General features: G+C 71.0%; 21 protein-coding genes and 1 pseudogene. 6 read left to right on the top strand and 16 right to left on the bottom strand.

Annotation, left to right across the window (positions count from 1 at the left end; genetic code table 11):
• Positions 1-19: 19 nt before the first annotated feature.
• The 3 genes from RZ1_RS10310 to RZ1_RS10315 form a co-directional block, all read right to left on the bottom strand.
• Positions 20-304: a WhiB family transcriptional regulator gene (locus RZ1_RS10310; protein ID WP_072811708.1), complete on the bottom strand. Its 285-nt coding sequence runs from the start codon at positions 302-304 to the stop codon at positions 20-22.
• Positions 305-446: 142 nt separating this feature from the next.
• Positions 447-620 (bottom strand): hypothetical protein, encoded by a 174-nt coding sequence (locus RZ1_RS30465; protein ID WP_169917892.1) that lies wholly within the window; start codon positions 618-620, stop codon positions 447-449.
• 82 nt (positions 621-702) lie between these two features.
• Positions 703-2,847, bottom strand: coding sequence for an ATP-dependent DNA helicase UvrD2 (locus RZ1_RS10315; RefSeq protein WP_072811498.1), 2,145 nt, complete (start codon positions 2,845-2,847; stop codon positions 703-705).
• A 111-nt stretch (positions 2,848-2,958) separates the two neighbouring features.
• On the opposite strand from RZ1_RS10315, the gene mrx1 reads away from it, so the two are divergent.
• The gene (gene mrx1, locus RZ1_RS10320) at positions 2,959-3,213 is read left to right on the top strand and encodes a mycoredoxin Mrx1 (RefSeq protein WP_072811499.1); all 255 of its coding nucleotides are present in this window, start codon (positions 2,959-2,961) and stop codon (positions 3,211-3,213) included.
• A gap of 126 nt (positions 3,214-3,339) precedes the next feature.
• On the opposite strand, the gene nudC is transcribed toward mrx1, so the two are convergent.
• The gene (nudC, locus tag RZ1_RS10325; protein WP_072811710.1) at positions 3,340-4,239 is read right to left on the bottom strand and encodes an NAD(+) diphosphatase; all 900 of its coding nucleotides are present in this window, start codon (positions 4,237-4,239) and stop codon (positions 3,340-3,342) included.
• 34 nt (positions 4,240-4,273) lie between these two features.
• Positions 4,274-5,341, bottom strand: a complete 1,068-nt coding sequence (locus RZ1_RS10330; RefSeq protein WP_072811504.1) for a potassium channel family protein — start codon at positions 5,339-5,341, stop codon at positions 4,274-4,276.
• A 93-nt stretch (positions 5,342-5,434) separates the two neighbouring features.
• On the opposite strand from RZ1_RS10330, the gene RZ1_RS10335 reads away from it, so the two are divergent.
• Positions 5,435-5,827 carry a DoxX family protein gene (locus RZ1_RS10335; protein ID WP_072811506.1) on the top strand — a complete coding sequence of 131 codons (393 nt, stop codon included), beginning with the start codon at positions 5,435-5,437 and terminating at the stop codon, positions 5,825-5,827.
• 23 nt (positions 5,828-5,850) lie between these two features.
• Here RZ1_RS10335 and RZ1_RS10340 read toward each other — a convergent pair whose 3' ends face one another.
• The 5 genes and pseudogenes from RZ1_RS10340 to RZ1_RS10360 all read right to left on the bottom strand — a co-directional run bounded on the left by RZ1_RS10340 (position 5,851) and on the right by RZ1_RS10360 (position 14,940).
• Positions 5,851-6,708: an ABC transporter permease gene (locus RZ1_RS10340; RefSeq protein ID WP_083583622.1), complete on the bottom strand. Its 858-nt coding sequence runs from the start codon at positions 6,706-6,708 to the stop codon at positions 5,851-5,853.
• 17 nt (positions 6,709-6,725) lie between these two features.
• A pseudogene (locus RZ1_RS10345) lies at positions 6,726-7,466 on the bottom strand (ABC transporter ATP-binding protein); the annotation flags it as partial.
• 48 nt (positions 7,467-7,514) lie between these two features.
• Entirely contained in the window at positions 7,515-8,033 is a 519-nt protein-coding gene (locus tag RZ1_RS10350) for an EXLDI protein (RefSeq protein WP_072811510.1), read from the bottom strand.
• A gap of 200 nt (positions 8,034-8,233) precedes the next feature.
• Complete coding sequence (locus RZ1_RS10355) at positions 8,234-11,614, bottom strand: ATP-dependent helicase (protein WP_072811714.1); 3,381 nt, start codon at positions 11,612-11,614, stop codon at positions 8,234-8,236.
• Entirely contained in the window at positions 11,611-14,940 is a 3,330-nt protein-coding gene (locus RZ1_RS10360; RefSeq protein WP_072811512.1) for an ATP-dependent helicase, read from the bottom strand. The genes RZ1_RS10355 and RZ1_RS10360 overlap by 4 nt, the downstream gene beginning before the upstream one ends.
• Positions 14,941-15,041: 101 nt before the next feature.
• Between RZ1_RS10360 and RZ1_RS10365 the strand changes: the two genes are divergently transcribed.
• Complete coding sequence (locus RZ1_RS10365; protein WP_371306250.1) at positions 15,042-15,830, top strand: alpha/beta fold hydrolase; 789 nt, start codon at positions 15,042-15,044, stop codon at positions 15,828-15,830.
• Entirely contained in the window at positions 15,831-16,127 is a 297-nt protein-coding gene (locus RZ1_RS10370; protein WP_072811516.1) for an MGMT family protein, read from the top strand.
• A gap of 6 nt (positions 16,128-16,133) precedes the next feature.
• Here RZ1_RS10370 and RZ1_RS10375 read toward each other — a convergent pair whose 3' ends face one another.
• Both RZ1_RS10375 and RZ1_RS10380 read right to left on the bottom strand, forming a co-directional pair.
• Positions 16,134-16,727, bottom strand: a complete 594-nt coding sequence (locus RZ1_RS10375) for a DedA family protein (protein ID WP_083583634.1) — start codon at positions 16,725-16,727, stop codon at positions 16,134-16,136.
• A gap of 107 nt (positions 16,728-16,834) precedes the next feature.
• A complete protein-coding gene (locus tag RZ1_RS10380; protein ID WP_072811716.1) occupies positions 16,835-17,758 on the bottom strand; it encodes a TIGR03564 family F420-dependent LLM class oxidoreductase in 924 nt (307 codons plus the stop codon).
• Positions 17,759-17,957: 199 nt separating this feature from the next.
• Here RZ1_RS10380 and RZ1_RS10385 point away from each other — a divergent pair, with 199 nt between their 5' ends.
• Complete coding sequence (locus tag RZ1_RS10385) at positions 17,958-19,703, top strand: NTP transferase domain-containing protein (RefSeq protein WP_072811718.1); 1,746 nt, start codon at positions 17,958-17,960, stop codon at positions 19,701-19,703.
• A 161-nt stretch (positions 19,704-19,864) separates the two neighbouring features.
• Positions 19,865-20,806 (top strand): SDR family NAD(P)-dependent oxidoreductase, encoded by a 942-nt coding sequence (locus RZ1_RS10390; protein ID WP_072811521.1) that lies wholly within the window; start codon positions 19,865-19,867, stop codon positions 20,804-20,806.
• Between the two features lie 78 nt (positions 20,807-20,884).
• On the opposite strand, the gene RZ1_RS10395 is transcribed toward RZ1_RS10390, so the two are convergent.
• The 4 genes from RZ1_RS10395 to nirB are packed head-to-tail and all read right to left on the bottom strand — an operon-like array spanning position 20,885 to position 25,693.
• Positions 20,885-21,574, bottom strand: coding sequence for a sirohydrochlorin chelatase (locus RZ1_RS10395; RefSeq protein WP_072811523.1), 690 nt, complete (start codon positions 21,572-21,574; stop codon positions 20,885-20,887).
• Positions 21,574-22,710 carry a uroporphyrinogen-III synthase gene (locus RZ1_RS10400; RefSeq protein WP_072811525.1) on the bottom strand — a complete coding sequence of 379 codons (1,137 nt, stop codon included), beginning with the start codon at positions 22,708-22,710 and terminating at the stop codon, positions 21,574-21,576. The genes RZ1_RS10395 and RZ1_RS10400 overlap by 1 nt, the downstream gene beginning before the upstream one ends.
• On the bottom strand, positions 22,707-23,123 hold the full coding sequence (gene nirD / locus RZ1_RS10405; RefSeq protein WP_072811527.1) for a nitrite reductase small subunit NirD: 417 nt from the start codon (positions 23,121-23,123) through the stop codon (positions 22,707-22,709). Before nirD ends, RZ1_RS10400 begins: the two co-directional genes overlap by 4 nt.
• Positions 23,124-23,179: 56 nt before the next feature.
• Positions 23,180-25,693 carry a nitrite reductase large subunit NirB gene (nirB, locus tag RZ1_RS10410; RefSeq protein ID WP_072811529.1) on the bottom strand — a complete coding sequence of 838 codons (2,514 nt, stop codon included), beginning with the start codon at positions 25,691-25,693 and terminating at the stop codon, positions 23,180-23,182.
• Between the last annotated feature and the right edge of the window lie 14 nt (positions 25,694-25,707).

Consider the following 25,707-nt stretch of genomic DNA (forward strand, 5'->3'; position numbering starts at 1 on the left):
CTCCGGGTGTTTCACGAATTCACGCGCACACCAGTTGTTTCCGTGGTCGCCCCCGGGGGCGTTTGCGTGCGACGACGGTTCCGCGGTCGAGGATCTCGCCGCCCCACACACCCCACGGCTCGGCGCGATCGAGTGCCGCCGCGAGGCAGCGCGTGCGGATGGGACAGTCGGCGCACAGCGCCTTGGCCTGCTCGAGCTCGGCCGGGGTCTCGGCGAACCACAGGTCGGGGTTGTCCTGTCGGCACGGGAGTTCACGCACACGTGCCGTCCCGGTCCGGTCGATCGCGACGCCGATCTCGGTCACGGTCGCAGTCGGGGTGGGCACAGTTGCGGTCGGCACAGTGGCCTCCTTCTGGCTGGTTCGGATGATGGGCGCGAACCGGGGGCCGGAAAGAAGAACGGCCACGGTCCGCTGGGCGGGTCCGTGGCCGAAACGATGGAGCGGGTTACCGGGGAATCTCCCGGAACCGGCTTCGGGCCACGGACGAGGCGGCGGCAGCGCGGGCACGATGCGCCCACGGTGCGGCGGCGATGGGCGCCACGACGCGCGCGGCGGCCAGGTCCGCTGCAGCTGCGTTGAAGCCGATCATCGTGGCCACCTCCTCACGTCGTTCGCGCACGGGCTCTTCCCGTGACAACGTCGTCCAGCCTAGGTTCGAGGCCGTCGATCGCACAAGTTATTTTCTACCTGCGGTTTTGCGGTCAGATGTCGAGGGTGTCCGCGGTGCGTTCGCCCCGTACGAGCGCGAGCACATCCTCGCCGTACTGCTCGAGCTTCTTCGCGCCGATCCCCGGGATCGCCACCAGCGATCGGGTGTCGCCCGGCCGCTGCTCGGCGATGGCGACGAGCGTGTTGTCACTGAACACGACGTAGGCCGGAACCTTCTGCTCCTTCGAGCGTTCCCGCCTCCAGTTCTTCAGCGCCACCAGCAGATCCTCGTCGAGGTTCGACGGGCAGGTCTCGCAGCGGCCCAGCATCGTCGACGTCGATCCCATCAGGGGCTTGCCGCACACCCGGCACTGCGGCCGCTTCTTCTTCGACGGCGGTGGGATCGCGATTCGCGAAGCCGGTGAGTCCTCGGGGATGAGATCGTGCAGGAACCGGGAGCGGCGCCGCGACCGGCGACCGCCCTCGCTGCGGGACAGCGCCCACGACAGGTGCAGGTGGACGCGGGCACGGGTCACCCCGACATACAGCAGGCGGCGTTCTTCCTCGATGCCGGCCTCGTCCGGCGGGGTGTTGCTGTCGCCGGTGACATGGGTGATGGGCAGCGTGCCGTCGGTGAGCCCGACGAGGAACACCGCGTCCCATTCCAGGCCCTTGGCGGCATGCAGCGAGGCGAGCGTCACGCCCTGCACGGTCGGTGGCTGCCGCGCTTCGGCGCGCGCCGCGAGGTCACGAAGCAACTCGTCGAGGGTGAGTTCGGGCTGATGTTCGAGCAGTTCCTCGGTGAGCGCCACGAGCGCGGTCAGCGACGCCCAACGTTCCCGCGCCTGCGCACCGGCCGGTTCGGTGTCGGTGAGCCCGAGCGGCACCAGGACCGCACGAACAAGCGTGACGAGCCCGGCACCGCGACCCGATTCCTCGGGCAGGTCGTCGCGCGCGTGAACCTGCCGCAGCGCGTTGACGGCCTGCCGCACCTCGTCGCGCTGGAAGAACCCTTCGCCGCCACGCACCTGATACGGGATTCCGGCCTGGGTGAACGCCTGCTCGTACGCCTCCGACTGCGCGTTGATCCGGTACAGCACCGCGATCTCGGCGGCGTCGACCCCGTCGCGCAGCAGCTTCGCGATCGCCTTGGCGACAGCGGTGGCCTCGGCCGGTTCGTCGTCGTACTCGGCGAAGTGCGGTTCCGGGCCCGGCGGGCGCTGCCCGATCAGTTGCAGACGGGTGCCGGCGATGCGGCCGCGGGCCGCGCCGATCACCCGGTTGGCGAGGTCGACGACCTGCGGCGTGGACCGGTAGTCCCGTTCGAGGCGCACGATCGTCGCCTCCGGGAAGCGCCGGGTGAAGTCGAGCAGGTATTTCGGGGTGGCACCGGTGAACGAGTAGATGGTCTGGTTTGCGTCGCCGACGACGGTCAGGTCGTCGCGGTCGCCGAGCCACGCGTCGAGGACCCGCTGCTGCAGCGGCGTGACGTCCTGGTATTCGTCCACGACGAAACAGCGATACCGGTCGCGGAACTCCTCGGCGACGGCGCTGTTCTCCTCGAGCGCGCTGGCGGTGTGCAGCAGGAGATCGTCGAAGTCGAGGTACATCCCCTCGTCGCGCACCTTGAGCTTCTCGTAGATCTCGTAGACGGCCGCCACCCGGGACGCCTCGGCCGGGGGTTCACGGCGGACCCGCTCGACCGCCGCCGGGTAGTCCTCCGGCGCGATGAGCGAGCCCTTCGCCCATTCGATCTCCGAGAGCAGGTCGCGCACGGTGTCGGTGTCGGTCGCGAACTTGGCGCGGTGCGCGGCCTGTGACACGACCGCGAACTTGCGGTCGAGCAGCTGCCACGGGATGTCACCGACGACCTGCGGCCAGAAGTAGCGCAGCTGCCGCAGCGCGGCGGCGTGGAAGGTGCGAGCCTGCACCTGGGCACCCGATCCGCCGACGCCGAGTTCGCGCAGGCGTGAGCGCATCTCCCCCGCCGCGCGGGCGGTGAACGTCACCGCGAGGACCTGTCCGGCGGAGACGTGACCGGCGGAGACGAGGTGCGCGATGCGACGGGTGATGGTGCGGGTCTTGCCGGTGCCGGCGCCGGCGAGCACGCACACCGGGCCGCGGGGGGCGAGCACCGCCGCCGCCTGCTGTGGGTCCAGCCCGTCCACCGCCGCATCCGCTCGCATGGCCTCCATCATGGCAGTGCGCCCCGACAGCCCATTGCCGCGACTCCCCCGACGCCTGTGGCGCAGAACACATCCGGGACCCCGCCGGGAACAGAACCGCCCCGATGTGGTGTTCTCGCGAACATGACCACGACCGAAGCCTCCGCCCTCACGATGTACTCGACCACCTGGTGCGGCTACTGCCGGCGCCTGAAGACGCAGCTCGATGCGAACGGCATCGCGTACACCGAGATCGACATCGAGGCCGACCCGGCCGCCGCGGAGTTCGTCGGCAGCGTCAACGGCGGCAATCACGTCGTGCCGACCGTGAAGTACGCGGACGGCAGCACCGCGACCAACCCGTCGCTGGTCGAGGTCAAGGCCGCGCTGGGCCTGTAGGGACTCGCGGCCGCCGGCTCTTTTCACATTCGCTCGGTCGCCAGGCATCCGCCAACGCAATTGTCACAGCGGACGACTGGCGGCCGAGCGGATTCGTGTGCCCGTCGAACTCGCTGCGCAACGCCGTCAGGCGTTCGCCCATCCTTCGAGCATGCCGCGCGCGATCGAGATCGACCCGGGCAGCAGCAGCGGCGCGTCCTCGGACGACGCCCAGTCCCCGATCTCGAGGGCCGCGCGGACCTGGTCGCGGGTGAACCACGCCGCCTCGGCGATCTCACCGTCCTGGAACTCGAACGGCTGTTCCGGGTCGGCGACCGCGGCGAACCCGAGCATCACCGACCGCGGGAACGGCCACGGCTGGCTGCCCAGGTAGCGGACGTCGCGCACATCGAGCCCGACCTCCTCGCGGATCTCCCGGACCACGCACGATTCGAGGGATTCGCCGGCCTCGACGAATCCGGCGAGCACCGAGAATCGGCGCTCCGGCCACGTCGGCTGCCGGGCGAGAAGCACGCGATCACCGTCGTCGTGCACGAGGCAGATGATCGCCGGGTCGGTGCGCGGGAACTCCTCGTGACCGCTGACCGTGCTGATGCGCGACCATCCGGACATCGTCGGTTCGCTCGCGGATCCGTCGATCGCGCTGAATCCGGCCTGATCGTGCCAGTTCAGCAACGCCACGGCACTGACCATCAGATCGGCCTCGGCACTGTCGAGCTTCTCGCCGAGGCGACGCAGGTCCGCGACCGGTCCGGTCTGCGCCAGCACCCGGACGGCCCACACGTGCCGGCCCTCGCGCACGCCCAGGAACACCGCGCCGGGCTGAGGTTCGGGGCCGAGTTCGACGGCCTTGCCGAACACGACCGAGTCTCCGTCCACCGGCACCTGTCCTCGCCGGTCGACGCGCAGCAGCCGAGCCTGCGCCCAGCCTCCACGCAAGGCATCGACATCGGAGCGCAATTCCTCGGCGCGGTCGACGACGGTACGGGAGAGCAGCGGGGTGCCGGACAGTTCGAAACGGGTCACGCCCTGCACCTTAACCGTGTGCTTCGACGGTGGATCAGGCCGACACCCTGCGGATGTAGAGGAGTTTGTCGTTCGCCTCGACCGCGTCGACCTCCGGGGCACCGATGCGCAGCAGACGGCCGTCGCGGACGACACCGAGCACGATGTCGGACAGGTGCCGCGGCGATCCGCCGACCTCGCCGGGTTCGACGTCGCGCTCGGCGATCGCGAACCCCGCCTCCGGGGTCAGCAGGTCCTCGATCATCTCCACGACGTTCGGGGTGGTCGTCGCGATACCGAGCAACCGGCCCGCGGTTTCGGACGAGATGACCACCGAGTCCGCGCCGGACTGACGCAGCAGGTGGGTGTTCTCCGATTCGCGGATCGCCGCCACGATCTTCGCCTTCGGCGCGATCTCGCGGGCGCTGAGCGTCACCAGCACGGCGGTGTCGTCACGGTTCGCGGCGACGATGACCGCCGACGCGTGCTGCACACCCGCCAGGCGCAGCACGTCCGACTTCGTCGCCGACCCCTGCACCGTCACCAGACCCTGCCCCGCGGCCGTCTCCAGCACGACCGGGTCCATGTCCACGACCACGATGTCCGACGGCGCGATGCCGTCGCCGAGCATGGCGTCGACAGCGGTGCGGCCCTTGGTGCCGTAACCGATGACGACGGTGTGATTACGCACCTTGCGCCTCCAACGCTGAATCTTGAATGCCTGCCGGGAATTCTCGGTGAGGGCCGACAGGGTGGTACCGACCAGGACGATGAGGAAGAAGATCCGCAACGGGGTGATCACCAGGACGTTGATCAACCGCGCTTCCGGTGTGAACGGGGTGATGTCGCCGTACCCGGTCGTGGAGAGCGAGACCGTGGCGTAGTAGATGCAGTCGAGCAGGGACATTTCGTTGTCCTGCACGTCGCGATACCCGCTGCGGTCGATGTAGACGACGAGAACCGCCACGGTCAGTGCGACAACGGCATATCCGATCCGCCGGGCGATGGCCACGCCGGGACTCTGCTGTTCCTGCGGTACCCGCAGGACGCCGACGAGCGCGAAATCCGGGCGTTCGGTGAGCTGATCGGAGCGGCTGAACCGCGCGCGCAACCTGCCAGGCATTGCGTGGACTCCACCTCTTCGTCGTCGGTTGCCGGCACCGATGGGTGCTGACATCGCGTCGCAGCCTACGCCCAGACCGCTACCGTGGCGCACATGTCCACACAACCGACCCGCGCGTCCGCCCTACGGCTTGCCGCGCTGCTGCTCGGCACCGGAACCCTGCACTTCGCTCGCCCCGAGCCGTTCGACCGGATCGTGCCCCGGGCGCTGCCCGGCGACGCCCGCGCCTATACCTATGCCTCGGGTGTGGCGGAACTGGCCGTCGGTACCGCACTGGCCTTTCCGCGGACGCGGCGGCTCGGAGGTGCGCTCGCCGCAGCGTTGTTCGTCGCGGTGTTCCCCGCCAACATCCAGATGACCGTGTCGTGGCTGCGCAGCGCTCGCATCTCGCCCGCCGCGAAGGTGATCGCGGTCGTGCGCCTTCCGTTGCAGATTCCGCTCGTCACCGAGGCCGTGAAGGTGTGGCGGAGCTCACCCCGCCGCTGATCCGGTTCAGCGGCCGTTACCCCTCAGACACGGGGCCGGCGGTAGGCGGCGCGGGCCCACAGCCAGCCGACGAATGTCAGGCCCACGCACCACGCGACGGCGATCCAGCCGGTCGAGGCCTCCGGCCCGCTGCCCTCGAGAAGCCCACGGACGGTTTCGATGATCGGCGTGAACGGCTGGAATTCGGCGAACACGCGCACCGCGGTGGGCATCGTCTCGACGGGCACGAATCCGCTGCCCAGGAACGGCAGAAGCAGCAGGATCATCGGGGTGTTCGACGCCGATTCGACACTGCGCGCGGCCACACCCATCGCGACGGACAGCGAAGTCAGCATGAGTGCGACCAGAGTCAGGAAGCCCACCAGCGCAAGCCATTCGGTCGCGTCCGCACCGGGCCTGAAGCCGAGGAGGGCGGCCACGCCGAGGACGGCCGCGATGGCCAGCAGGGTTTGCACGACGGCGGCGGCCACGTGCCCACCGAGCACCGACAGGGACGCGACGGGCATGGTGCGCAGCCGGGTGACGATGCCACCGGTCATGTCCATCGCGACACCGATCGACGTCGACTGCGCGACGGCCGTCGCGGTCATGACGAGCATGGTGGGCGTGAGGTAGTCGAGGTAGGCCGCGCGACCGCCTGCTCCCGGCGAAACACCCTCAGCGACACCGGCGCCGAATGCGCCGCCGAACACGTACACGAACAACAGCAGCAGGACGACCGGCATGCCGACGACCGTCAGGGTCAGCGACGGGTAGCGGATCATCCGCACCAGGCTGCGCTTGGTCATCGTCACCAGGTCGCGGGCGGCGCGGGAGGGTCCGGGCGGCCCCGCCGGAACGAGCGCGGGAGCGCATGCGGTGGTTGCGTCGGCGGCGGTCATCACGCCACCTCCTTCGTGTCGATCGGAGCGGTCAGTGCGAGGAAGACGTCGTCGAGTGAACCGGCGTCGTGGGCGGCCTTGAGCCCGGCCGGAGTGTCGTGGGCGACCAACCGGCCTCCGTGCAGGACGGCGACGCGGTCGGCGAGATGGTCTGCCTCATCGAGGTACTGGGTGGTCAGCAGCACGCTTGCGCCGCCGTCGACCAGGGTGCGCACCTGGTCCCACAGGTCGCGGCGAGCGCGCGGATCCAGGCCGGTGGTGGGTTCGTCGAGGAACACCACTCGCGGGTTGCCGACGAGGGTCATGGCCAGGTCGAGCTTGCGTTGCATGCCGCCGGACAACTGCTGTGCCTGTCTGCGAGCGGCGTCGGCGAGCCCGAACCGGTCGAGCAGACCCGCGATGCGGCTCCGACTTTCGGACCGGGGCAGGTGAAACAGGTCGGCCATGAGCCGCAGATTCTCGGCGGCGGTCAGCAGCGGATCCACGGCGGAGAGCTGACCGGTCACACCGATCAGCCGTCGCACGATGTCCGGTTCGCGGGCGACGTCGTGGCCCAGGACCCGCGCGGTGCCGCCGTCTGCGGACAGCAGGGTGGACAGGATCGAGACGACCGTCGTCTTGCCGGCCCCGTTGGGGCCGAGCAGCGCCGTGACGGTGCCGGCCGGCACCGTCAGGTCGATGCCGTCGAGCACGGTCTGGTCGCCGTACTGTTTGCGGAGCCCGACGATCTCGATCGCCGGGACGGACGTTGCGGACATGAACGCTCCTTACGGTGATACCGGGTGCCCCCGGCAACACCGGGGGCGTCAGATGTCGAGGTCCTCGACCTCGGGTTCGGTGGCATTGACCTCCACCAGGGCGGCCAGCTCGGCGGGGACCTCCGCCCGCAGATCCTCGAAGGTGTCGAAGACCTCGAGGATCGCGGCCGCGGGGGTTTCGCCCCACTGCTGGTCGGTGGCGAAATGCTTGCGCCAGCCGGTCAGCTGGCCGTCCTTGCCCGCGGTGTGCACGAAGCCCTTCGGCCGGGAGACATGGACGGCGAGTTTGCCGGCGCGGGTGCGGTACGCGCGGTAGCGCTCGACGCCGGTGGCGGTGGATCGGTTCCAGTCCGCCAGCAACACTCCCTGGAACCGCTGCAGTTTCCCCGCCCCGACCCCGACTCGAACGGTGATCTCCTCGAATCCCTCCAGGAGTCCTTCCTCGACCTCGACGAGGCGATGCAGGGCTTTGGAGATGGCCGCGGACAGGTTGCCCCCGGCGAGTTCCTGCGCGCGCTGGAACACCGGCAGGTCTGCATCGGAGACATAGATCGTCTTGTTCGGCATGCGGCCATCGTAGCCATGGCACGAGTATACGTATATGTCTACGTATAGCAATAGCTGTTGCTCGGGCGTCGACGCGCACGCCGCCGCCGACACAGGGGGTCCCGGCCTGCGCCGGTACAGCGCAGCAGCAGAGGGCTACCGCGATCGGCGGTCACGCCACGATCGTCAAGCGGTGTTGTTATGAAAGATGCTGTGGTGCTTCAATTTTCTGGATGCTGGACCGGTTCGCGGACCGCACCGCCCGAACGGATCAGCTGCTCGAGTTCCGCGGCACCCGGCAGGTCGACCGGGGCGACGGTGCGACCCGTGCGCACGTAGTGGAACGCGGCCCGCACCCGGTCGAGGGGCAGCTCGGCGGGACGGCCGGTGTGCCGCGCGGTCCGGGCGGCCATCAGCTGCGCCCACGCGAGCCGGTAGGCGGCGAGCTGCATCGCCACCGACTGCAGTTTCTCGTCGGTCGGTTCGGCGCCGGTCTTCCAGTCGATGACGGTCCATCCCCCGTCCGGATCCTCGAACACCGCGTCGATGCGGCCGCGGATCACGGTGCCGCCGAGAGATGTCTCGAATGGCACCTCCACCTCGACCGGGCTGCGCTGCGCCCACGGCGACCGCAGGAACGCCTCCTGCAGCCGGTCGAAATCGGTTTCGTCGCCGCCCTCGTCGTCGGCGCCGGGCAGTTCGTCGAGATCCAGCAGCCGCGTCGCGCCGTACCGGCGCTCGAGCCACGCGTGGAAGGCGGTGCCGCGGCGCGCCAGCGGGTTCGGCCGGAACGGCAGCGGCCGGCGCAGCCGCGCGGCGAGGGCGTCCGGATCGGTGGCGAGGTCGACGAGCTGACTCACCGACATCTGCGCGGGCAGCATCACCTCGGCGCCGTGTTCGGCGCGGCGTTCGCGTTCGGCGAGCAACGCGTCGACGTCGGCGGCCCATTCGTCGGGGTCGTCCTCGATGCTCGCCGGGGGCTCCGGTTCGGGTTCGTCCAGCGCCGTGAGCACCAGGGCCGCGCCGCGTTCGACGTCGGCGCGGCGCACACCGAGCGGGTCGCGCGGCCACGGCGCCGTGCGGGGCGTCGCCATCAGCGGGTTGTCGGTGCCGGCTTCCGGTGCGGGCGCCCAGATCTCGATCACACCGAGGTCCGGCTGCGCCTCGACGAGGTCGTGCAGTTCGGCCAGGAACGGCGACGGGCCCTTCGGTTCGCTACCCGATTCGGCCCAGTGGTGGCCCGACACGAGCAGGGCCCGTTCGGTGCGGGTCAGCGCGACGTAGAACAGGCGGCGGTCCTCGTCGAGCTTCCGCTGCTTGAGCGCGTCCTTGTGCGCGGAGATGGTGTTTTCGAGGACCTTGCGGTCGTAGACGTCGTCGAGGTCGAGCTGCGGCACCCCGTCGGTCGCGGTGCCGTCCGCCGAGACGTCGGCGCGGTCGCCGCGCAACTGTGGCGGCAGTTCCGCGACCGCACCGAGCCACGTCGCCGCGGCCGTCGACGACGGGAACACCCCGGCGCTGACGTGCGGCACGGCCACAACCTCCCATTCGAGGCCCTTGGCCGAGTGCACGGTGAGCACCTGCACACAGTTCGGATCGACCTCCACCTCGCCGGGGGCGAGGCCCTGTTCGATCTGTTCGGCGGCGGCGAGATAGGCGAGCAGCCCGGTGAGTGTGGCGGTGCCGCGCCCGGCGTATCCGGCGACGACGTCGGCGAACGCGTCGAGGTGTTCGCGGCCGGTGCTGCCGCCGCGGGCGTCGACGCGCGCCTGCGCCTCGATGCCGATGCCGAGGACCCGTTCGACCTCGGCGACGAGCTCGGTCAGCGGCTGCCCGAGCCGCTCGCGCAACGACGCCAGTTCCTTCGCGAGCGCGGTGATGCGGGCGTACCCGAATTCCGAATAGTGTTGCGGCGAACCGGGATCGGAGATCGCATCGGCGAGGCCCGCCTGTTCGGCCTGTTCACCGGGAAGTGCGGCGTCGAGCGCGTCGTCGAGGGCCGCGGTGTCGGCGACCGCCCCGGTCACCGCGTACCGGCCCCCGATCGCCAGCTCCCGGGCCCGCCGCCACAGCGCCGTCAGGTCGGCAGCGCCGAGCTGCCAGCGGGCGCCGGTCAGCACCCGCACCGCGGAGCTGCCGGCCATCGGGTCCGCCGCCAGCCGAAGCATCGCGATGACGTCGGCGACCTCCGGAGTGTGCAGCAGGCCGCCGAGCCCGACGACCTCGACGGGCAACCCCCGCGCCCGCAGCGCCTCCGCGATCGGGGCGGCGTCGGCGTTGCGGCGCACCAGCACCGCGGCGGTCGGCGGCTTGTCGCGACCGTCCGCGGCGTATTCGGCGGCGATCCGGTCGGCGACCCAGTCGCGTTCGGCCTCGATGTCGGGATGCAGCGCCAGCCGCACGTCGCCCGGGTCGGCACCCGGTCGCGGACGGAGGGTGCTGACCTCGACCCCCCCGTACCGCAGCGGTTCGGTCGCGTGGTTGGCCAGGGCCAGCGCCTCCGGCGGGTTGCGCCAGCTGGTGAGCAGCTCGAGGACCGGTGTGGGCCGCCCGCGCACCGGGAAGTCGGTGGTGAACCGCGGCAGGTTGGCCGCGGACGCGCCGCGCCAGCCGTAGATGGACTGCATGGGGTCGCCCACCGCGGTCACGGCGAGGTCCGGGTCCTGACCACCCCCGAACAACGACGACAACAGGATCCGCTGGGCGTGGCCGGTGTCCTGGTACTCGTCGAGCAACACCACCCGGAAACGTTCTCGCTCGGTGCGGCCCACCTCGGGGTGGTCCTGGGCGACCCGCGCCGCCAGCGACATCTGACTGCCGAAATCGAGCGCGCCCTCGCGCCGCAGCGTCTCCGCGAGCCGCTGCACCAGCGGCAGCAACGCAATCCGATTCTGCTGGGTGCCGAGGTAGCCGAGCAGGGCTTTCGACGGCCCGCCCCGCTGACCCGGCCCGGCGGGCAACGTGTGGATCAGCTTGTCGAGTTCGGTGTGGGCCTCACGCAGATCCTCGGGTTCGACGAGGTGCTCGGCGAGCTGACCGGACAGCGCGAGAACGGCCTCGGTGACCGAGGCCGGGTTGCTGTCGGTCTCGAGCTCGCCGTCCCACGCGCTGACCACCCGGTGCGCGATCTGCCACAGCTCGGTTTCCGACAGGAGAGTCGCCGACGGTTCGATCGGCAGCAGCAGCCCGTGCTCGCCGAGCAGGCGCCCCGCGTACGCGTGGTAGGTGCTCACCTCCGGCTCGCTACCGAGAATCCGGCTGCGCAGTTCACCACCGGGGTCCAGGTCGCGCACCAGCCGCGAGCCGGCGAGTTTCGCGAGCCGCGTGCGGATGCGGGTCGTCAGCTGTTGGGCCGCCTTGCGGGTGAACGTCAGGCCCAGTACCTGTTCCGGGTCGACGAATCCGTTGGCGACCAGCCACACCACACGCGCAGCCATCGTTTCGGTCTTGCCGGCACCGGCCCCCGCAACAACGAGGGTCGGCCCGCGGTGCGCTTCGATAACCGCGACCTGCTCGTCGGTGGGCGGGAACTTCTGCCCCACCGCGGCAGCGAGTTCGACCGCCCCGACGCTGCGACGACGAAGGACCCGAGGCGTGCTCATCCGCCGGTCACCTGCCTGCCGTCGTCGTGCGCGGGGCAGCTCGACATCACCGGGCAGTGCCGGCATCCGTCGTTGACCTGCGCGAGGAACTGCGGTCCGCGGGTGGCCGCCGCGGCCTCGTGGATCACCGTGCGCCAGTGCGCGAGTCCCTCCGCGTCCAGGGGCGGCTGCGTCCGCTGGGCGGCGCCGTCCTTGTTGTGCGGTTTGGCCACGAACACCAGACGTGCCCCGCCGGGTTCGGTCGCCGGTTCCCCGTCGATCGCCCCGGTCGCCGCCGCGACCTGGTAGGCGGCGAGCTGCGCGTGGTCGCGCGCGGCATCCTTGGTGACCGGGTTCTTCGCGGTCTTGACGTCGACGACGACGGGCCGCCCGTCCGCGTCGCGTTCGAGGCGGTCGATGCGGCCACGCAGCTTCACCCGCGGCAGGCCATCGGCCGGCGGCTCGAGGATGCCGTCTACGGCGACCTCGACACCGACCTCGGTCAGCTCGCCGCGCGAGCCGCGCAGCCACGTCGTGAACGTCTCGAGCATCGTGCGGGTCCGCTCCAGCTCGCGGCGCGCGTACCATTGCGAACCGAGATCGACCGAGTCCCAGGCACGTTCGAGGGCCCGGTCCACCTGGTCGGGCGGGATCCGTCCGGCGAGCGCCTGCACCAGGGTGTGCACGAGCGTTCCCGCGACCGCGTGGCTGTTCTCGCCGTCGGTGCCACCGTGTCGTTCGAACATCCACCGCAGCGGACAGGTCGTGAGCTGCTCGATCGTGGACGGCGACAGCGGCACCGCCTCGGTTTCGGCATCCCACAGCGGCCGGTCGGTACTGGGGTCGGCGGTGCCGTACCAACGGTCCGGGTGCGCGCCGCGCACCCCCGCCCGCGCGAGCCGGGCCAGTTGCGCCGCGGCCCGTCGTTGCCGTTCCGGCTCGTACGCGGCGACCACCGGATCGCACACCACGCTGCGCAGTTCGGCGACGAGCGCCGGCAACGCGAGCACCCGGATCCGGGCCTCGTCGGGCAGACCGTCGGGCTCGAGCGTCTCGTCGCCCTCGGTGTCGGTGTCGTCTCTGCCGAGCAGTTCGTCGACGAACCGCGATCGCACGAGGTCCGTGTCCGCGGTGGTCGCGTCGACGGCGGTGACGAGCAGCTCGCGGCGGGCGCGGCTGCACGCAACGAGGAACAGCCGGCGCTCGTCGGCGAGCAGCGGCGCGGTCCGCGACAGCCGGGTGATGCCGTCGGCTCCCCCGTCGACCCCGGAGACCGCGTCGAGGAGCGCTTCGATGCCGAGCAGGGTGCCGCGGGCGCGCAGGCTCGGCCACAGACCTTCCTGGACTCCGGCGACCGCGACGACGTCCCATTGGCGGCCGACCGCCGAGTGCGCGCTGACGACCGTGACCGCTTCGGATTCGGCGGTGGCGCGGTTGCGGACCGTGCCCGGGATCTCCTGTTCGCTGAGGTAGTCGACGAATCCGGCGATGTGGGCGCGCGGCAGCCGGTCGACGTAGTCGGCGGCGGCGTCGAACAGCGCGACGATCCCGTCGAGATCACGATCGGCCTGCGCCCCGGCCGGGCCACCACGCGCGGACGCCGCCGCCCAACGGCGTTCCAGACCGGTGGCCTGCCACGCCTCCCAGAGCACGTCCTCGACGCCTCCACCGCGGTTCATCGCGGCGCGGGCCTTGCCGAGCACCGCGAGCGCGCCCTTCAACGGCGCCGCCTCGACGTCGGTGAGCCCGCGCACCAGGTGCGCGGTGGTCTCGGCGTCCTCCCCGTCGACGAGCAGCGCGCGCAGCAGTTCCGCGGAGTCGCGGTCTCCCCCGGCAGCGACCTCGACGCGCCGCAGGCCCCGGCGCAGTCGCCGCAGCGTCACCGGTTCGGCACCACCGACGGGACCGGACAGCAACGCCAGGGCTTCCTCACCGCCGAACCGCCGCCCCGAGAGCGCACGCAGCACCAGCAGCAGGCCGGCGACGCTGTGCTGACGCGCCAGCGGCAGTTCGGAGGCCGCGGTGGTCATGGGGACGCCCGCGGCGAGCAGGGCACGGCGCAGCGGCGCGAGGACCCGCGGCACCGAGCGCACCACAATGGCCATGCGCGACCAGGGCACCTCGTCGATCAGGTGTGCGCGGCGCAGGGTGTCGGCGATCAGTGCCGCCTCCTTGGCCGGCGTCGGCAACACCCGCACCCGCACCCGACCGGGCTCGGGGTCGTCCGCGACGGCCGCGGCCCCGCGATGCGGCGGCAGACCCGGCAACCGCCGTGCGATGGAGTCGGTGACGGCCGCGACATCGGTACCTGCACGATGGTTGGTGCCGAGCACGATGCGCCGCTCCGGATCGGTCTCGGCGAGCCCGGTGAGGAACCCGGGGTCCGCGCCGCGGAAGGCGAACACCATCTGGTCGGGGTCGCCCGTGACCGTTGCGGTGCGGGTGCCGACACCGATCGCGCGGATGAGCTGCGCGGACTGCGGATCGAGGTGCTGGGCGTCGTCGACGAGCAGGTGCCGGATGCGGCTGCGTTCGGACGCGAGCAGATCCGGGTCCGTGGCGAACGCGGCGAGCGCGGCACCGACGAGTTCGGCGGCATCGAGGGCCGGTGCCGTGGCCTCGGGGGCTTCGAGACCGACCGCGCCACGCAGCAGCATCACCTGCTCGTAGCGGACCGCGAACAGGCCCGCCGCGACCCATTCGGGCCGGTCGCGTTCCTCCCCCAGCGCGACGAGGTCCTCCGGCCCGAGACCGCGTTCGTTGGCACGCAGCATCAGGTCGCGTAGCTCGACCGCGAACCCCGTCATCCCCAGCGCCGGTCGCAGGCGCTCGGGCCACATGTCGGCGCCGTCGTCGATATCGCCGCGCAGCAGCTCGCGCAGCACCGCGTCCTGCTCGGCGCCGGTGATCAGCCGCGGCGGCGGATTGCCGTGTGCCGACGCCTGCAGCCGCAGCACCGCGAACGCATACGAATGCACCGTGCGGACCAGGGGCTCGCGGGTGGCGCGGGCACCGGTGCCGGCACCTTCGCGCAGCAGGCCGGCGGTGATCTCCTCACGCACCGCGGTCGCGGCGCGGCGCGAATGAGTGAGTATCAGGACCGATTCCGGTTCGGCTCCGGCCGCGATCCGCGAGACGGCCAGGTCGACGAGCAGCGATGTCTTGCCGGTTCCGGGGCCGCCGAGGATCTGCCAGGGCCGCCAGCGCGGCAACGGCGGGGCGTCCGCAAACACCCGCCGCACGTCGTCGGGCCACTCGCGCCGGGGAGGAGCCGTGTCCGGTCGCTGCACCAGCCGCGCGGCCGGACGGCGGGTCCGGTCGAGTGTGCGGAGGTCGGCGACGGTCATGCCGATATCCCATCAGAAGGGTCCGACACGGCACCGACCCGGACGAGCCCGGCACGATTCGCGGGCGGCGCGACCGCGCGCGAACTGCGATAGTGATCGGCGTGAACACGCCACCGCCGCCGCTGCACACCCACCTGTTCGGACCGGCCGACGGCCCGCAGATCCTGGCCCTGCACGGTCTGACCGGCCACGGCCGCCGGTGGGAACACCTCGCCTCCAGGCACCTCCCGGACACCCGGTTCGTCGCGCCCGACCTGCGTGGGCACGGCCGGTCGCCGTGGGCACCGCCGTGGAATTTCGAGACGCACGTGCAGGACCTGTTCGGGGTGCTCGACGCCCACACCACCGGGCCGGTGCTCGTGGTCGGGCATTCGTTCGGTGGCGCTCTCGCGGTGCACCTCGCGGCCACCGCCCCCGACCGGGTACGCGGGCTGCTGCTGCTGGACCCGGCGATCGGACTGCCGCCCGACCGCATGCAGGAGATCGCGGATCTCACGGTCCGGTATCCCGACTACACCGATGCCGCGGAGGCTCGCTCCGACAAGGTGCACGGCGCGTGGGGCGAGGTCGCGGAGGAACTGCTCGACGCCGAGATAGCGGAGCATCTGATCGAACTGGAGACCGGCCGGGTGAACTGGCGTCTGTTCGTGCCGGCGCTGGTGACGTCCTGGAGCGAACTCGCCCGCGACTTCGTGCTGCCGCCCGTGGACCTTCCGACCACCGTCGTGCGGGCAGCGAAGGTACAGCCGCCGTACGTCACCGACGAGTTCCGCGCGGCGCTCGCCGAGCGACTGGGCACGAATCTGACCGAACTGGAGATGGACTGCGACCACATGATCGACCAGGCGCGGCCCGAGGAGACCGCGGCTCTGATCCGCGGAATGCTGTAGATGGCCGCGACCACCGACGCACAGATCGAACGCGTCCGCGAATTGGTCGCGTCGATCCCCGCCGGCCGGGTAGCGACCTACGGCGACATCGCCGACGCCGCCGGCCTGTCGAGTCCGCGCACCGTCGGGTGGATCATGCGCACCGACAGCGCGGACCTTCCGTGGCATCGGGTCCTGCCGGCGTCCGGTAAGCCCGCCGCGCATCTGGCTCGCCGCCAGCTTGCCCGGCTCGCGCTCGAAGGCACCCCGATCCGCGGTGACCGTGTCGACCTCGCGGCGGCGCGGCACCGATTCTGAATTCGTTCACCGTTCCAGGTCCCGGCTCTGCGCGCGGCGGCGCAGGAACCGGCGGACGACGAGGACACCGACCGCGACCACGACCACGGCGATCACGATGCGCTGGAATCCCGATGCGTACGGCTCGATCCGTGTCCAGTTCTGTCCCAGGTGGTAACCGGCCAGCACGAACACCGTGTTCCAGATCAGGCTTCCGCCTGCGGTGAGGATCGCGAACCGCCACAGCGGCATCCGGGTGACCCCGGCGGGAATCGAGACGAGGCTGCGGAACAGCGGAATCATGCGGCCGAGGAACACCGACTTGCCGCCGTGCCGGTGAAACCAGGCCGCCGTCCGGTCGAGATCGGCGACGTCGACCAGTGGCATCCGGTCCACGATCCGCCGGATCCGCTCCTCCCCGACCGCCCGCCCCAACCCATAGAGGCCGAGCGCGCCGAGCAGCGAACCGAGGGTCGTCCAGAACAGCGCCGATACCAGCGTGAAGCTGCCCAGGCCGGCCGCGAATCCCGCGAGCGGCAGGATCACCTCGCTGGGCAACGGGGGGAAGAAGTTCTCGAGCGCGATCGCCAGGCCGGCACCGAGTCCGCCGAGCCGATCCATCAGTGACAGCGCCCACCCCGCGAGCCCCTCGGTGGGGACGTTCGTTCCGGGCGGGACGGCGGCGATGCTGATGGGGCTCACCACTCCACCCTAGGCAGGCAGGCCGGTCAGTCCGGTTCGGCGGCCAGTTGCCGCAGCAGGTCCCGGGTGCGGCGCAACGACGCGCGCGGATCGTCTCCGACCGGGAACGGCGCCGCCCATACGTCGGTCACGCCGGCGGCCACCAGCGACCGCAACTGTGCCCGCACCGCGTTCTCGTCCCCGACGATCGCGACATCGGCCGGTTCGGATGCTCCTCCTGCGTCGAGAACGCGGCGGTAGGCGGGCACCGCGGCGTACGACGTCGCCGTTGCCGCGCACGCGATCCGGGCCTGCTTCACATCGTCGTGGACCGCGACCGGAAGCCCGGCGACGACGCGCGGCACGGGCCGACCCGCGCGCTGCGCCGCGGCGTGCAGAGCGGGCACGATCCGGGTCTCGATGACCGACGCCGACGCCATCCACAGGATCGTGCCGTCGGCGTGGCTGCCCGCGACACGCAGCATGCGCGGCGACATCGCGGAAAGCAATACGGGCACCGGATGCGTGACCTCGGTCATGCGTCCGACGCTGCGCGTCGTCCACTCGGTGCCGCGCACGTCCACGTCGTCACCACGGAGCAATGCCGTGACGATGCTCACGTATTCCTCGGTGTTCGTCCCCGGCCGGTCGTACGACAGACCGTAGACGTCGCGGATCGACGATTCGTGCGACGGGCCGAGCCCGAGGGTGAAGCCGGGTCGTCCCATCGCCTCGGCGACCGCGGCCGCGCGGTTGGCCTGCAGCAACGGGTGGCACGGGTAGGTCTGCAACACCGCCGTGCCCAGCTCGATCGAGGACGTGGCCCTACCCGCGACGGCCAGCGCAGCCAGCGGGTCGCCGAGCACACCACTCGCGAACCACAGCGATGCAAAGCCGTCCGCTTCCGCCTGCTGCACCTGCCGGACCACCTTGTCGGCCGATGCGGCACCACCGGTCAATCCGATTCGCATGAGGCTCCTTCCGGTCGCCGGGCAGTGCCCGGTCTCCTTCGACGGATACACGACTTCGGCCTAGAATGGAAACGCTGCTCTCTTCACCGAATACGTGATATCTCAATTGTTAGAATAATGTTTCATACCGAGACGACCGATCGACACCTCTCGTGGTCCGCTCCACGGCGGTCGGGCGCGGTACGGCAGCATGGTCGTCATGACCACGCTGAGCGGTTCCGAAGCCGTCGTCGTCGCGGGTGGGAGAGCAACCCGGATGGGTGGCGTCGACAAACCGGCTCTGGTCGTACAGGGCCGGCGCATGCTCGACAGCGCCCTCGCCGCGGTCTCCGCGTGCCGGCGTGTCACCGTCGTCGGCCCGCACCGCGACGACCTCGACCCCGCCATCGGCCAGGTACAGGAGACGCCCGTGGGCGCAGGGCCGGTGGCCGCCCTCTCGGCCGCCCCCATCCCCGCCGACGCCCCGGTCCTGACTCTCGCGTCGGACCTGCCGTTCGTCACCGCCGACACGCTCGTCGCACTGATGGACGCGCTGCACGAGGACCCGGACGCGGAGGCCGCGTTCGCGGTCGACACGGACGGCCGCCTCCAGTTCCTGCTCGCCGCCTGGCGGGGCGCAGCTCTGACCGCGCGCCTGGACTCGCTCGCCGGAGCGGTCGCGAACCAGCCGATGAAGGCGCTGCTGCCCGATCGGTACGTGACGGTCCCCGTGTCCGGCACCACGGACTGCGACACTCCCGAGGATCTCCACCGAGCCCGCTCCGGCCACACCGGGGTAGTCGCCGCCGACCCCTCCGATGCCCGCGAGATGCTCCGAAAGTCCTTGCAGCCGTTGCCCGTCAGGAGGATTCAGGTTCGCGCAGCCCTCGGCGCGACCCTCGCGGCGCCGCTGGTCGCAGCGGAGGCCCTGCCGCCCGTCGCGGTGTCCGCGATGGATGGTTACGCGGTGGCGGGCGACGGACCGTGGACGCTGCGCAGCGAGATCCGCCGCGCCGGTTCGGACCACGGATTCGCCCTCGCCGACGGTGACGCCGCGCGCATCGCGACCGGTGCGCATCTGCCGTCCGGCGCGACCGCGGTCGTGCGCGACGAATACGTCGACATCGGCGAGGGCGGTGCCCTCCGCCGTCGTCCCGATGTCCCGGTGCGTGACGACGCCCGCCGCCGCGGGGAAGACTGGCTGCCCGGATTCGTTCTCGCTCAGGCAGGTACGGGAATCGATCCGGCGGTGGTGTCGGCGGCGCTGAGCGGCGAGGTCACCGACGTCGAAGCGCGCGGACCGGTGCGGGTGCACATTGTCGTCAGCGGCGACGAGATCCGGCGCGACGGTCCGCTGCGCGAGGGCCAGACCCGCGACTCGCTCGGGCCCGTGCTCGGGCAGTTCGTGCGGTGGTGCGGCGCCGACGCGGTGAGCGAGGCGCACCTGCGCGACACCGAGGACGGGTTCGACCGGCTGCTACAGGAAACCACGGACGTGGACGCGGTCGTCGTCGTCGGCGCGACCGGCCGTGGCGCCGCGGACCAGCTGCGCGGTGCGCTGGCCCGCACCGGAGCACACATCGCCGTCGAACGTGTCCGGTGCAAGCCGGGCGGCTCCCAGGTCGCGGCGGTACTGCCGGACGGCCGGGCCGTGCTGGGGTTGCCGGGGAACCCGGTGGCGGCGGTCGCGACGCTGCTGGTCATGTTGCCCGCGGTGATCGACGGCCGCACCTGCCGGACCCCACGCGTGCCGTGGACCGCACCGCTGGCGAACGCCTCCGACGTCGTCGGCGAGGTCACACGCCTGCTGCCCGCGCGGCAGCTTCCCGACGGGTCGTGGCTGTGCGACAACGCGATCCGCACATCCCATCTGGCCGGACTGATCGGACGGCAGGCGGTCGCGCTGGTTCCGCCGGGCGCGGCCGACGGCGATCTCGTCGAGATGGTGCCGCTGCCCCGGATCTGACTGCGCGAGCCAAGCACAGTCCCGGCCATCCGGGTCCGACGCGGGCCCGACCCGATCGCGGTTGCCGTGGTCGACGCAGCACCGCAGACTTCACGCGAAGGGTGATTCGTCCGCAACAGAAAATGGGGGAAGCAATGGTTCCTGCGGCCGATGACGCAACCATGCTCTTGACCGGCGCGACCTCGGGCATGGGGTTGCTGATGGCGCGCCTGTTGACCACCACGCCCGGCTGGACCGTGATCGCCACGGCGCGTTCGCAGACCCGCGCCGACGAGCTACGGGCACTTCTCGGTGATCCCGGCAACTTCCGCTACGTGGTGTGCGACCAAGGAAGCATCGCCGGCACCCGGGAAGCCGGCGAACGGATCGTCGAGCTGCTCGCAGACCCCGCCATCGCGCCCCTTCGCGGCATCGTCCTCAACGCGGGAATCCAAACAGGCTCCACTGCAACGGAAACCACCGACGGATTCGAAGTGACCTTCGGCACCAACCTGATCGGCCCCCACCTGCTGGTGGGCACCATCAGCCGCTCCCTCACCGCGCCGGTACGCGTGATCGCCGTGGGGTCCGGCACCCACTACGGCAAGTTCCGCCGTTCCTACGGGATGGTTCCGGCACCGGTCTGGGAAGCTCCCGAGACACTGGCCCGGCCGCGCGAGGGTGACGGCATCCGCGCCTACTCGACGAGCAAGCTCGGAACGCTGTACTGGGTGCACGAACTCGCCCGGCGCGCTCCTCGAGGCATCGACGCGTTCTGCTTCGATCCGGGGATGATGCCGGGAACAGGTTTGGCCCGAGACAGAAGCGCTTTCGAGCGGTTCGGCTGGAAGTACGTGCTGCCCGCGATGAACGTCCTGGCCGGCGTCTCCACCCCCGAGCGTTCCGGGACGCACTTGGCCGCTCTGGCCACCGGTACGGCACCGATCCCGGAAGCAGATCTGCGGGGGAACTACGTCGAGATCGATCGTCTGGTCCCCTCGTCCGACGAGTCCTACGATGAGGACCGCGAGCGCGAACTCTTCGAGTTCCTCAACACTGCAACGGGTCTGGGATCAGAGCAGGTCGCCGACTGGTGGCCGGAGGCGGCCCGCCGAACAAGGTGATCGATCGGTGTGCACCCTCGGCGGCTCTGAGCACAGCGACTCCGAGCGCCAGAAGTCCACACCGGCCGCGGGCCCGAATCAGCGAGCGAGGACCAGCCGCGCGCCCACACAGTAGCGCTGCACGACCAGATCGACGATCGAATCGGTCACTCCCAGCGGCGCGGAGACCCCGTCGGCTCCCGCGTCGGCGAGCCGGGAGTGGAACAGGCCGGGCGCGAGCAGGTACGAGGCGATGAACACCCGGCGCGCCCCCTGCGCGCGCAAGGTGCCGACAACCTCGGGGACCCGGGGCGAGCCGGTCGCGACATATGCGATGCGCACGGTGGTGCGTACCAGCGAGGACAGCATGCGGGAGGCACCACGCACGTCGCGGAGGGCACGCGGATCGGACGAGCCGGCGGCGGCGAGGACCACCGCGTCCCCGGGGCGCCATCCGGCGGCCTCGAGCCGCTGCACGAGAACCCGGGCGAGGATCGGGTCGGGTCCGAGGGCGCGGGTCACCGCCACCGCGGTGTGCCCGCTGGCCGCGACTTCCTGCGGGACGTCGCCGTGCACGTGGTAGCCGGACGCAAGGAAAGCCGGCACCAACACGGTCGGGCGGGACGAGTCGCGCAGGACCTCCGCCGGGGACGGTCCGAGCACGTCGACGAAGGCGACCCGCGTGGGGCCGACCTTCTCCGACACGGCATCCGCGAGCGAGGCGATCATGTCGACACCGCGCGGATTGCGGGTGCCGTGGGCGACGAGCAGCAACTGTGGCCGGGTCATCAGTGCACATCCTCCGGGTCGACGGCGAGGCGGTAGCCCCGCTTGACGACGGTCTGCACGATCGCAGGCGCGCCGAGCGACGACCGCAGTCGTGCCACGGCGGTCTCGACCGCGTGGGTATCTCCCCCACCGCCGGGCAGCGCGGTGAGCAGTTCCGCACGCGCGACGACCCGTCCGGGGCGGGATGCGAGCGTGCGGAGCAGGGCCATTCCTGCCGGGGCGAGGCAACGTTTCTCCTCGTCGACGATGACGCAGCGCCCGCGCATGCCCAGGACGTGCCCGCCGGCTTCGATGCGGACCGCGCGGCGGGGCAGTTCCTCGGCGAGGTGGCGGGCCAGGGCACCGAGCCGCGCCCGGGCCGGCATGGTGACCGGTACCTCGAGGTCGACGAGCGGCGCTGCCGTGACCGGGCCGACGCACACCGCGGTGACGCCGCTGCGCAGCGCCCGCAGCATCAGCTCGAGCATCCCGGTCTGTTTGGCCCGCATCAGCAGCGACGCGACCGCCGGTGCGCTGGTGAAGCTGACCGCGTCGATCCCGTAATCGGCGATCTGCTCGATGAGCCGATCCAGCGCGGTCGGGTCCTCGGGCGGCGTCCAGCGGTAGACGGGGACGGCGACGACCTCGGCGCCGGCGGCGCGCAGTTCCTCGCACAGGTCGGCGCCGGGCTCCCATTCGGTGCGCTCGCCGTGCAACTGCACCGCGATGCGCAGCCCCGCAACACCTTCCGCGAGCAGGTGTGCGAGGACCTCGGCCGACGATTCGGACGCGGGGGACCATTCCTCCCGTAGTTCCGCGGCCCGGATCGCCCCGGTCACCTTCGGGCCGCGGGCCAGGATTCGGCTCCCGCCGAGGGCGCCGGTCAGCTCCTCGGACAGGCCCCAGCCCTCGGCTGCCCCGATCCACCCGCGGAACCCGATCGCCGTGGTGGCGACCGTGATGTCCGGCGGATTCGCAATGACGTCGCGGGTGACGCGCTCGAGTTCGGTGTCGTCGGCGAGCGGGATGATGCGGATCGCCGGTGCGCGCACGACCTCCGCGCCCCGGCGGGTGAGCAACGTCGTGAACTCGTCCGCGCGACGGGACGCGGTCACCCCGATGGTGAATCCCCGCAACGGCTCGGTGCCGTCGCTCACGAAAGCTCGCCGTCGCTCGGCGTCCGGTTGCTGTGGATCTGCACCACGCCGGCCCACACACGCACGTCGTAGACGGGCAGCGATACGGCAGGGTCGTCGAGGCACCGACCGTCGTCGAGCGAGAACACCTGCTTGAGCAGCGGGGATGCGACGGTCGGCTCGCCGGAGCGGTCGCCGACGAGTCCACGTGACATCACCGCGGCATGCCCGAACGGATCGATGTTGCCGACGGCACGCAGCGTGCCGTCGTCGAGCAGGAACAGGGCAACCTGCTCGCCCCCGCGCAGCAGCACCGCGACACCGCAGCCGGGTACCAGCCGGCTGAGCGGGCATGCCGACGTCCATTCCAATCGCCCGTCGAACACGCTCTCGCGCGTCGATCCCCCTGCACCGTGCATCTCGATGACGGTCATCGGTCCTCCCTCGAAAAGTACTGGTGTAATCATCCGGGTCCGGTGTTTCGGGCCGGTTACCCGGAGATTCCCGGACGGTAAGCGGGCATCCCGACCAGGACGGGCACCTTCCGCTTGCCGGAGTCGTCGAACTGCACGGTCGGGTCGATTTCGTCGGGTGCGTTGACGAACGAGACGAACCGGGCAAGTTTCTCCGGGTCCTCGAGCACGCCTGCCCACTCGTCCCGGTAGCCCTCGACGTGCTTGGCCATCGATGCTTCGAGTTCGGCGGCGATGCCGAGGCTGTCCTCGCACACGACCTCACGGAGGTGGTCGAGACCGCCGTCCATCGCGTCGAGCCACGGCGCGGTGCGCTGCAGCCGGTCGGCGGTGCGGATGTAGAACATCAGGAACCGGTCGATGTACTTGACGAGGGTTTCGTCGTCGAGGCCACCGGCGAGCAGTTGCGCGTGCTTCGGGGACTGGCCGCCGTTGCCGCACACGTAGAGGTTCCAGCCGCTCTCGGTGGCGATGACGCCGACGTCCTTGCCGCGGGCCTCCGCGCATTCGCGGGCGCACCCGGAGACACCGAACTTGATCTTGTGGGGCGAGCGCAGGCCACGGTAACGCATCTCCAGGTCGACGGCCATGCCGACGGAGTCCTGCACGCCGTACCGGCACCACGTCGAACCGACGCAACTCTTCACGGTCCGCAGCGATTTGCCGTAGGCCTGACCCGACTCCATGCCGGCGTCGACGAGGCGCTTCCAGATCAGCGGCAGCTGCTCGACGCGCGCACCGAACATGTCGATCCGCTGACCGCCGGTCATCTTCACGTACAGGCCGAAGTCGCGGGCCACCTCACCGATCACGATGAGCTGCTCGGGCGTGCATTCACCGCCGGGCATCCGCGGCACCACCGAGTAGGTGCCGTTCTTCTGGATGTTCGCCAGGAAGTGGTCGTTGGTGTCCTGCAGACCGGCCTGCTGCCGGTGCAGGATGTGATCCGAGTCGGTGGAAGCCAGGATCGAGGCGACCACCGGCTTGCAGATGTCACAGCCGGATCCCTTGCCGTACTTCGCAATCAACGCGGAGAAGGTGCGGGTGCCGGTGGCCCGGACGATCTCGAACAGCTCGGCGCGGGACTGCTCGAAGTGCTCGCACAGCGCCTTGCTGAGCACCACCCCGGAGGACGCGAGCAGCTGCTTGACCGTCGGCAGACAGCCACCGCAGGTGGTGCCGGCGTTCGTGCACGCCTTGACCTGCGCGATGTCGCAGGCGCCCTCGGCGATCGCACCGCAGATCGCTCCCTTGGTGACGCCGTTGCACGAGCACACCTCGGCGTCGTCCGGCAGCGTCCCCGCGCCCGGCTTCTCCCCGGCCGGGGAGATGAGCGCCGCCGGGTCACCGGGCAGCTCCCGCCCGACGAGCGGGCGCAGCGACCCGTACGCGGAGGCGTCGCCGACGAGGATGCCGCCGAGCAGGATCTTCGCGTCGTCGGAGACGACGAGCTTGGCGTAGGTGCCCTTCGCCGCGTCGGACAGCACCACCTCGAGCGCACCGGGGGTGGTTGCGTGGGCGTCGCCGAAGCTGGCGACGTCGACGCCGAGCAGCTTGAGCTTGGTGGACAGGTCGGCGCCGGGGAACTCGGCGTCGCCGCCGAGCAGGCGGTCCGCGACGACCTCGGCGGTGCTGTAACCGGGAGCGACGAGGCCGTAGCAGGTGCCTTCGACGGCCGCGCACTCGCCGACCGCGTACACGGCCTCGTCGGTGACGCTGCGGCATCGGAGATCGGTGAGGATGCCGCCGCGCGCGCCGACCGCGAGCCCGGTGTCACGGGCGATCCCGTCCTGCGGGCGCACACCGGCCGAGAACACCAGCACCGCGGCGTCGAGGACCGAGCCGTCGGACAGCTCGACCCGCAGCCCCGCGGGGCCCTCGGTGATCGCGGAGGTCCCGACCCCGGTGTGTACGGTCAGACCGAGATCGGTCACGAGGCGGGCCAGCACGTTTCCACCACCCTCGTCGACCTGCAGCGGCATCAGCCGCGGCGCGAACTCGACGACATGCGGCGTCATCCCCATCAACTGCAGGGCGTTGGCCGCCTCGAGGCCGAGGAGGCCACCGCCGACGACGACGCCCACGGCACCGGGTCCGGCGGCGTCGGCGGCGGCACGGATTCCGTCGAGGTCGCCGAGGGTGCGGTAGACGAACGTGCCGGGCAGGTCCTTGCCGGGGATCGGCGGGACGAACGGATACGACCCGGTGGCCAGGACCAGCGCGTCGTAGCCGATCGTCGCACCGCTGTCGGTGGTGACGGTGCGTGCGTCGCGGTCGACCGCCGCGGCGCGCGTCCCCAGCTTCAGGTCGACGAGGGCGTCGCCGTCGTAGGTGTTGCCGGCGAGCGCAAGTTCCTTCGCATCCCACGAGCCGACGTACGAGGACAATCCGACGCGGTCGTAGGCGGGCTGCGTCTCTTCGCTCAGGACCGTCACCGACCACGTGTCGTGCTCGTCGCGGGCACGCAGCGCTTCAACGAAGCGGTGCCCGACCATTCCGTGTCCGACGACGACAACGTTCTTGCGGCTCATGGGATTTCGCTTTC

This window comes from Rhodococcus zopfii NBRC 100606 = JCM 9919 (assembly GCF_001895025.1).
In the GTDB taxonomy this organism is placed as follows: Bacteria; Actinomycetota; Actinomycetes; order Mycobacteriales; family Mycobacteriaceae; genus Rhodococcus; species Rhodococcus zopfii.